Genomic DNA, 7,981 nt, shown 5'->3' on the forward strand with positions numbered 1-7,981 from the left:
GTGGTGTAGTCGAAGATCGTGTCGTCGATGTCCCAGACCACGGCTCGGATCGTCATGACTCCGACGGTACCGCCCGAGCGGCCGGGGCCCGGCTCAGAAGGCCGTGGTCGTCCCCGTGAGGTTGAGGGCAGGACCCTGGGCGTCGTCGGGTGCGGCGGTCAGTTTCCAGGTGTAGGTGCCGGAGACGCGGCGGCCGTCGGACCACAGGCCGTCCCAGGAAGCACGCACCGCAGCCGCGCTGGTACTGCCGGTGAGAGTGCGGACCGTCGTTCCGACACTGTTGGCCAGGGTCAGGGTCCACGTCGCGGGCTTGTTGAGCTGCCAGACCGGCCGCCAGGGGGACAAGGTGCTGGCGCCGCCCGGCTGGGGGTCCGTCTGGGCCTCCGTCTGGGCCAGCGGCGAGGTCGGGACCGCGCTGTCGACGAGCGCCACCTGACCGTATGCGGAGGTGAGGTAGGCGATGTCTCCACCGAACCGGTCGACCGCCCAACGGCCGTTGCTGCCACCGGAGTTCTGGTCCGCCGTGGGCAGTACGGCCACCGTACGGGTGGTCGCCGTACCCGTGTGGAAGTCGGTGAGCAGCAGTTCGTGGGTGCTGCGGTTCTCGCGGAGGAGGTAGCCGTCGGCGAGGCGGGCCGGTGCCTGGTCGGACGGGACCGGGATGTTGCGGTTGGTCGCCCGGTCGTAGACGCCGGCGGGTCCTGCCGTGCCGCAGGTCCAGTACAGCCAGGTGTTCACGGCCTGGATGTCGGTGGGGGTGCAGGGCGCGCCGGTCGCGATGTTGGCCACGGTCTGCTGCGTCTTGAGGTGGACGCCGACGACCGAGCCCTGGGTGCTGCCGGTCGTCCACAGGACCTGGCCCCAGACGGCCGCGGGGGTACGGGGGCGGTTCAGCGCGACCGTGCCGGCGGTGGCGGCGCGCGGGAAGTCGACGACCTTCTGTACGCCGGCGCTGCCGCCGTTGTAGAGGACGTAACGGCCACTGGCACTCGGGATGCGGCCGCCGACGTCTCCTGTGAAGTTGCTGACGGTCGCGGTGGTGTCGAGGCCGACCGTGATCACGGACTCCTCACCGTTCGCGTTGGTCCACAGGTATGCGACCCGGCCGTCGCCGAGGGCCTCCAACTGGGGGCAGGCTGCGTCGCCGGCCAGACAGGTCGTCGAGTTCAGGGCCGGGCTGCGCGGGGTCTGCCCGCCCACGGGCTTGGCCGTCGCGTCGAGTTGGAAGCTGCTGTACCGATTGTATCCGCCCCCGGTGGTGACGCCGAAAAGCATCAACTCGGCGCCGGCCAAGGCCAGTCCGTCCACCCTGGTCGAGTAGGGAGGGAGGTTGACGACTTTCTCGGTGGCCGTGCGGCCGTCCTCGGTGGGAGTGACGCGGTGGACGCTCCAGTCGAGACTCGACGGTCCGGCGGTGACGAGCGCGCCGCCGTCCGGGGTCGGGGTGAAGGTGCCGGACGACTCGGCCAGGGCGGTGTACGTCGCGCCGGTGACGAGCGATAGGGCGGTCAGTTCGGGTTTGATGCCGCCGGTGACGAAGTCCGGGTTACCGGTGAGGAGTTGGTCGCCGACGACTGCTTCGAGCTTGGCGCCCCGTCTGGTGAGGGCGGTGGGCGCGGTGCCGGGCTCGGCGTCGACGCGTATCGACTTCCAGTCGGCCACCAGCCAGCGGTCGTTGAAGCGGACCGGAGGGTTGGCCTCCAGACCGGTGACGTAGGTGCGGAAGGTGCCGTCCGCGAGGTCGACGAGGCCCACGGACGTCACGCCGTCCAGGGTGTAGACGATCGCGACGCGGCGGACCGAGCCGCCCTTGACGTAGGTGACGGGCTCGGCACCCGCAGGAAAACCGGTGACCGGTATGTCGGCGGTGGTGTGGTCGGCGGCGACGCGCAGGACGTGCAGGGTGCCGGTGGTGTCGCGGGTCAGCACGCTCCAGCCGGAGGCGATCTTGTAACTCTGGCCGGCCCGTATGGCGACGGTGGCGGTCACTCCCGTGGAACGGTGCCTCTGCATGACCGTGGGGCCGCTGACGGCGTTGATGACGTCGGTGCCGCTGGCAAGGTCGTCCGGGCCCGCATGGTCGGGCGGGACCGCGCCCGGATAGTCGGCCTCCAGGGCGGCACCGGTGCCGGTGTACTGGAAGCCGGACGAGCCGACCCACCGGTAGGTGACTTCGGCCGGCTTCTCCGTGGCCAGCCGGACCGTGCCGGCCGGCGGGTCGACGGCGGGTGCCGCCTGCGCCGGGGTGGTCATCGTGGTGCAGGACAGCGCCACGGTTGTGCCGAGGACGACGTTGACGAGTCTTCGCGAACGGCTCATTCTTCTCCCCCTGAAACCCTTCGGCACCCCGTCGTCGGAGTGCGCACACACATCATGCGCACAACACGAAGGGCGGCGCCCGAAACGGACGCCGCCCTCAAGTGCCTTTCCTACGCGGCCAGTTTGGCCAGTGCCGCGTCGATGCGGGTCAGCGTCTTCTCCTTGCCCAGGATTTCCAGGGACTCGAAGAGGGGCAGACCGATCGTGCGCCCGGTGACGGCCACGCGGACCGGGGCCTGGGCCTTGCCGAGCTTGAGGCCGTGGGCCTCGCCGGCGGCCAGGACGGCCTCCTTCAGGGACTCGGCGGAGGACCAGTCGGCGGCCTCCAGCTTCTCCCTGGCCGTGATCAGCAGCGCGTCGCTGCCCTCCTTCATCGCCTTCGCCCAGGAGGCCTCGTCGGAGGCCGGCTCGGGCAGGAAGAGGAAGTCGACGTTGTCCGTGATCTCGGAGAGGACCTTGAGGCGGGTCTGGGCGTGCGGGGCGATCGCCTGCCACTTCACCTCGTCGAAGTCCTCCGGCGCCCAGGGCGCGAAGGGGGCCCGGAGCCAGGGTGCGCAGCGCTCCGTGAAGTCCTTCACGTCCAGCAGCCGGATGTGGTCGGCGTTGATCGCCTCGCACTTCTTCAGGTCGAAGCGGGCCGGGTTGGGGTTGACGTCCGACACGTCGAAGGCGGCGACCATCTCGCCGATCGTGAAGATGTCCTGGTCGGCCGAGAGCGACCAGCCCAGGAGGGAGAGGTAGTTGAGGAGGCCCTCCGGGAGGAAACCGCGCTCCCGGTAGAGGTTCAGCGACGACTCCGGGTCGCGCTTCGAGAGCTTCTTGTTGCCCTCGCCCATGACGTAGGGCAGGTGGCCGAAGGCGGGGACGGACTTGGCGACGCCCAGGTCGATCAGCGCCTTGTACAGGGCGATCTGCCTCGGGGTCGACGACAGCAGATCCTCGCCGCGCAGGACGTGCGTGATCTCCATCAGCGCGTCGTCGACCGGGTTGACCAGCGTGTACAGGGGTGCGCCGTTGGCTCGTACGATCCCGTAGTCCGGGACGTTCTCGGGCGTGAAGGTCAGTTCGCCGCGGACCAGGTCCGTGAAGGTGATCGTCTCGTCGGGCATGCGGAAGCGGACGATCGGCGTACGGCCCTCGGCGGTGTACGCCGACACCTGCTCGGCTGTGAGGTCGCGGCAGTGGCCGTCGTAGCCGGAGGGCCGGCCGGCGGCGCGGGCGGCGTCGCGGCGGGCGTCCAGCTCCTCCGTGGAGCAGTAGCAGTGGTAGGCGCGGCCGGCTTCCAGGAGCCTGGCCGCCACGTCCTTGTAGACGTCCATGCGCTGCGACTGGCGGTACGGGGCGTGCGGGCCGCCGATCTCGGGGCCCTCGTCCCAGTCGAAGCCCAGCCAGCGCAGCGAGGTCAGCAGCTGCTCGTACGACTCCTCGGAGTCGCGGGCCGCGTCGGTGTCCTCGATGCGGAAGACGAACGTGCCGCCGGTGTGGCGGGCGTACGCCCAGTTGAACAGCGCCGTGCGGACCAGGCCCACGTGGGGGTTACCGGTGGGCGACGGGCAGAACCGTACTCGGACGGCGGGGTCGGGTGCGCTAGCCACGCTTGACAACCTTGTTGGTGAGAGTGCCGATGCCTTCGATGGTGACGGCGACCTCGTCGCCGACGGTGAGCGGTCCGACGCCTGCCGGGGTGCCCGTGAGGATCACGTCGCCGGGGAGCAGCGTCATGGCCTCGGTGATGTTGACGATCAGGTCCTCGATGGAGTGGATCATCTCGCTGGTGCGGCCCAGCTGGCGTTGCTCGCCGTTGACCGTGAGCTGGATCGTCAGGTCGGACGGGTCGAGGTCCGTCTCCACCCAGGGGCCGAGGGGGCAGCTGGTGTCGAAGCCCTTGGCCCGCGCCCACTGCTTCTCGCGCTTCTGGACGTCCCGCGCGGTGATGTCGTTGGCGCAGGTGTAGCCGAGGATGACGTCCTTGACGCGCTCGCGCGGGACCTCGCGGCACATCCGGCCGATGACCACGGCGAGTTCGGCCTCGTGGTGCAGTTCCTCGGAGAAGGAGGGGTACTGGATGTCGTCGCCGGAGCCGATCACCGAGGTGGACGGCTTGAAGAAGGCGAACGGGGCGTCGGGCACCTCGTTGCCGAGTTCCCTCGCGTGTTCCGCGTAGTTGCGGCCGTAGGCGACGACCTTGTTGGGGAGCACCGGCGGCAGCAGGCGGACCTTGTCGAGGGGGACCTTCGTGCCGGAGAGCTCGAAGTCGGCGAACGGGATGCCCTTGATGATGTCGAGGACTAGTTCGTCCGGCTTGTCGCCCTCGACAGCGCCGAAGGCGACGTTCCCGTCGATGGAGAATCTGGCGATGCGCACGGGATTCCTGCGCCCCTTCGCTGGTCCGGCTGGAGTCTGACGGTCCAGGCTAACGCGCCGCGGGCGGGCGCCTCGCGCAATAAAGCGAGGGCGCCCATGACCTTCGTACGGCCGGGAACCGGGTACGAGGGACAGAGGCGCCCTTGACAGGCTGACATTCGTGGCGCCCGCCCTGAGTGGCCGGGCGGTGCTCGCGCGTACTACTCCGCGACGGAGGCCGCGACCGGGGCGTCCATGAGAATGGTGCGACGGGGGTTGGCGGTCTGCGTGGGGAGGTCTACGGAGTGCTCCGGCTGCTCGACGGGCGTCAGTTCGTCGGCGTCCGTCAGGTGCGCCAGCGTCGTGCGCCGCGGGTTTGCGATGTTGCGGAACATCGTCGTCGTCTTCACTGTTGTAGTCCTCGACCCTGTCGTGTCCGGGCGCTCGGCGGGGCGGGAAGCCGCCTTCCGCGCGCGGGTTGTCGGATTTGCCATCTCTGTAAAGCGTCAGGCTAAACATGCGCTTCCCCGGGGAAGTCACGGGGACCCCCTGAACAGCGTGTGAGTTTGCTCACGAATCCATGGGCAAACCGGTCAATTCCGGCCCCCAACCCCCCTCCACGAAACGGACATTGCTTTACTGAAGCCCTCATTCCGCTCCTGATCATGGCGACCTGGACACCGCGACTATCCATGTGACTCGTGGATTTTCGTCCGGTATGTACCGAATCGCTTTCTACGCCTCGTGACACGGCGCTCACGAGGCGTCATCGTCGTCACACCGTGACCCATTGGCCTTGTTGGAGATCCGGCACTGTGCTGGAATTCCACGGACCGCCGCGGGACACGAGCCGGCGCACAGGGGGCGCGAAGCAGCGCCGAGCGGCGGCACGTGAGAGGGGAACCGCGCCAGGTCACTCACGACCACCATGAGGGGCGTTTTTCAGGGCGCCCCTTATACGCCGACACCGTCCGTCCGTTCACGCGGAAGGACGCCTGGTCCAGAGGTTGCGACGCTAGTGCAGGGACGTTTCAAGAGGGATGGCAGCGCTTCGGCGGAGCCGGAGCCACACAACGGAGCCGGTAACGGTTCCTCCCCCCAGCACGCCCAGAACCCGGGCCAGGCAGCTCTGACCGGCGACAACGGCGAACGCTCGGCGCGCCTCGGCAGTGGTGCGCCCGGCGGCAAGGGCACGGTCACCGGCGGTACCGCCGCCACACCGCCCGTGAAGCCCGCCAAGGGCCCGAGCGGCCCCGGAACGCGAATAGCTCTGCGGAACTGGCGCATCTCGACCCGCCTGGTCTCGCTGCTCGCGCTCCCCGTGGTCGCGGCGACCTCGCTGGGTGCCCTGCGCATCAGCGACAACATGGACGACATCCAGCAGCTCGACAACATGCGGCTGCTGACGGACATCACCAAGCAGGCGACCGAGCTCTCCGCCGCGCTCCAGGAGGAGCGCGACCAGTCGGCCGGTCCGCTCGCGCACGGTCAGTCGGCGAACGACTACAGCGTCAAGGGCGTACGCGACAAGACCGACCGCGCGAGGGCCAACTTCATCGACAGCTCGGAGGAGATCGACTCCGCCAGCCGCAACGGCAACCTCGAGGGTGTTCGCGAGAGCCTCGTGGGTCTCGTGGCCCAGCTGAACAACCTCGACGAGATCCGCAAGAGCGCCTACGAGGACAAGGACAACTCGACACAGACGGTCGAGGCCTACCACCGGCTCGTCACCCAGCTGCTCGAACTCTCCCAGGACATGGCCGAGGCGACCAGCAACCCCGAGATGATCACGCGCACCCGCGCCCTGGCCGCCTTCTCCTCGGCCAAGGAGTACGCGTCCGTCCAGCGCGCGGTCATCGCGGCGGCACTGCCCGAGGACAACAAGTCGGCCGGCCGGCTGTCGGAGAACGACCGGCTCTACGCCGATTCGGCGCTGAGCAGCCAGGGCTCCGAGCTCGACAGCTTCATCAGCATCTACGGCAACGGCTCCGAGGAACTCCTCAAGCCGATCGACGACGGCAGCCCGACGATCACGGCGGCCGACCTCTACGCCAAGCGCATCCTGCAGAGCAAGGAAGGCATCCAGGGGCTGCAGCGGCGCTCCTACAAGGACTGGGTCGACGCCGACTCGTCGAAGATCCAGCAGATGAAGACCATCGAGATCACGCTGCTCAGCGAGATGGAGCAGAAGGCTCGTGAGCTGCGCAACGAGGCCGAGCGGGAAGCGATCATCTCGGGTGCGCTGATCCTGCTCGTGCTCGGTGTCTCGCTGGTCGGCGCCTTCGTCGTCGCCCGGTCCATGATCCGCTCGCTGCGCCGCCTCCAGGACACCGCTACCAAGGTCGCCCAGGACCGGCTGCCCGAGCTGGTCAAGCAGCTGTCCGAGTCCGACCCGCAGGACGTCGACACGTCCGTCGAGTCGGTCGGTGTGCACTCCCGGGACGAGATCGGCCAGGTGGCCGCGGCCTTCGACGACGTGCACCGCGAGGCCGTCCGGCTCGCCGCCGAGCAGGCTCTCCTGCGAGGCAACGTCAACGCGATGTTCACCAACCTCTCGCGCCGCTCCCAGGGCCTCATCCAGCGTCAGCTGTCGCTCATCTCCGAACTGGAGTCCCGCGAGGCCGACCCGGACCAGCTGTCCTCCCTCTTCAAGCTCGACCACCTCGCGACCCGTATGCGCCGGAACGGCGAGAACCTTCTCGTCCTCGCCGGTGAGGAGCCCGGCCGCCGCTGGACCCGTCCGGTCCCGCTGGTCGACGTGCTGCGTGCCGCCGCCTCCGAGGTGGAGCAGTACGAGCGCATCGAGCTCTCCTCGGTCCCGACCACCGAGGTCGCCGGCCGAGTGGTCAACGACCTCGTGCACCTGCTCGCCGAGCTGCTGGAGAACGCCACGTCGTTCTCCTCCCCGCAGACCAAGGTCAAGGTCACCGGTCACGCGCTGCCCGACGGCCGCGTCCTGATCGAGATCCACGACACCGGCATCGGCCTCTCGCCCGAGGACCTCGCGGCGATCAACGAGCGGCTCGCCGCACCGCCCACCGTGGACGTGTCGGTCTCCCGCCGCATGGGTCTGTTCGTGGTCGGCCGTCTCTCGCAGCGTCACGGCATCCGTATCCAGCTGCGTCCGTCCGACTCCGGTGGGACGACCGCGCTGGTCATGCTCCCCGTCGATGTCGCCCAGGGCGGCAAGAAGCCCGCTCCGGGCAAGGCCGGTCAGGGCGGTGCCCCCGCGGGCGGTCCCGCCGCCGCGCAGGCCGCCGCCGGTGTGGCCGCGGCCCGCCGCGGTGGTGGTCAGGGTGCTCCCGCCGGTGGCGGGCTC

5 protein-coding genes are annotated in these 7,981 nt (G+C 69.2%); 1 reads left to right on the forward strand and 4 read right to left on the reverse strand.

Features of this window, described 5'->3' with window-relative positions:
* Positions 1-93 precede the first annotated feature (93 nt).
* The 4 genes from STRTUCAR8_RS48490 to STRTUCAR8_RS28705 form a co-directional block, all read right to left on the reverse strand.
* Positions 94-2,319: a hypothetical protein gene (locus tag STRTUCAR8_RS48490; protein WP_006379596.1), complete on the reverse strand. Its 2,226-nt coding sequence runs from the start codon at positions 2,317-2,319 to the stop codon at positions 94-96.
* 110 nt (positions 2,320-2,429) lie between these two features.
* Positions 2,430-3,914, reverse strand: a complete 1,485-nt coding sequence (gene gltX, locus STRTUCAR8_RS28695; RefSeq protein WP_078507352.1) for a glutamate--tRNA ligase — start codon at positions 3,912-3,914, stop codon at positions 2,430-2,432.
* Complete coding sequence (locus tag STRTUCAR8_RS28700) at positions 3,907-4,683, reverse strand: fumarylacetoacetate hydrolase family protein (RefSeq protein ID WP_006379595.1); 777 nt, start codon at positions 4,681-4,683, stop codon at positions 3,907-3,909. The genes gltX and STRTUCAR8_RS28700 overlap by 8 nt, the downstream gene beginning before the upstream one ends.
* Positions 4,684-4,883: 200 nt before the next feature.
* Positions 4,884-5,072 carry a hypothetical protein gene (locus STRTUCAR8_RS28705; protein ID WP_006379594.1) on the reverse strand — a complete coding sequence of 63 codons (189 nt, stop codon included), beginning with the start codon at positions 5,070-5,072 and terminating at the stop codon, positions 4,884-4,886.
* A gap of 608 nt (positions 5,073-5,680) precedes the next feature.
* Between STRTUCAR8_RS28705 and STRTUCAR8_RS28710 the strand changes: the two genes are divergently transcribed.
* A partial coding sequence (locus STRTUCAR8_RS28710; protein ID WP_006379597.1) for a sensor histidine kinase occupies positions 5,681-7,981 on the forward strand: 2,301 nt, incomplete at its 3' end.

Source organism: Streptomyces turgidiscabies Car8, from assembly GCF_000331005.1.
Lineage (GTDB): Bacteria > Actinomycetota > Actinomycetes > Streptomycetales > Streptomycetaceae > Streptomyces > Streptomyces turgidiscabies.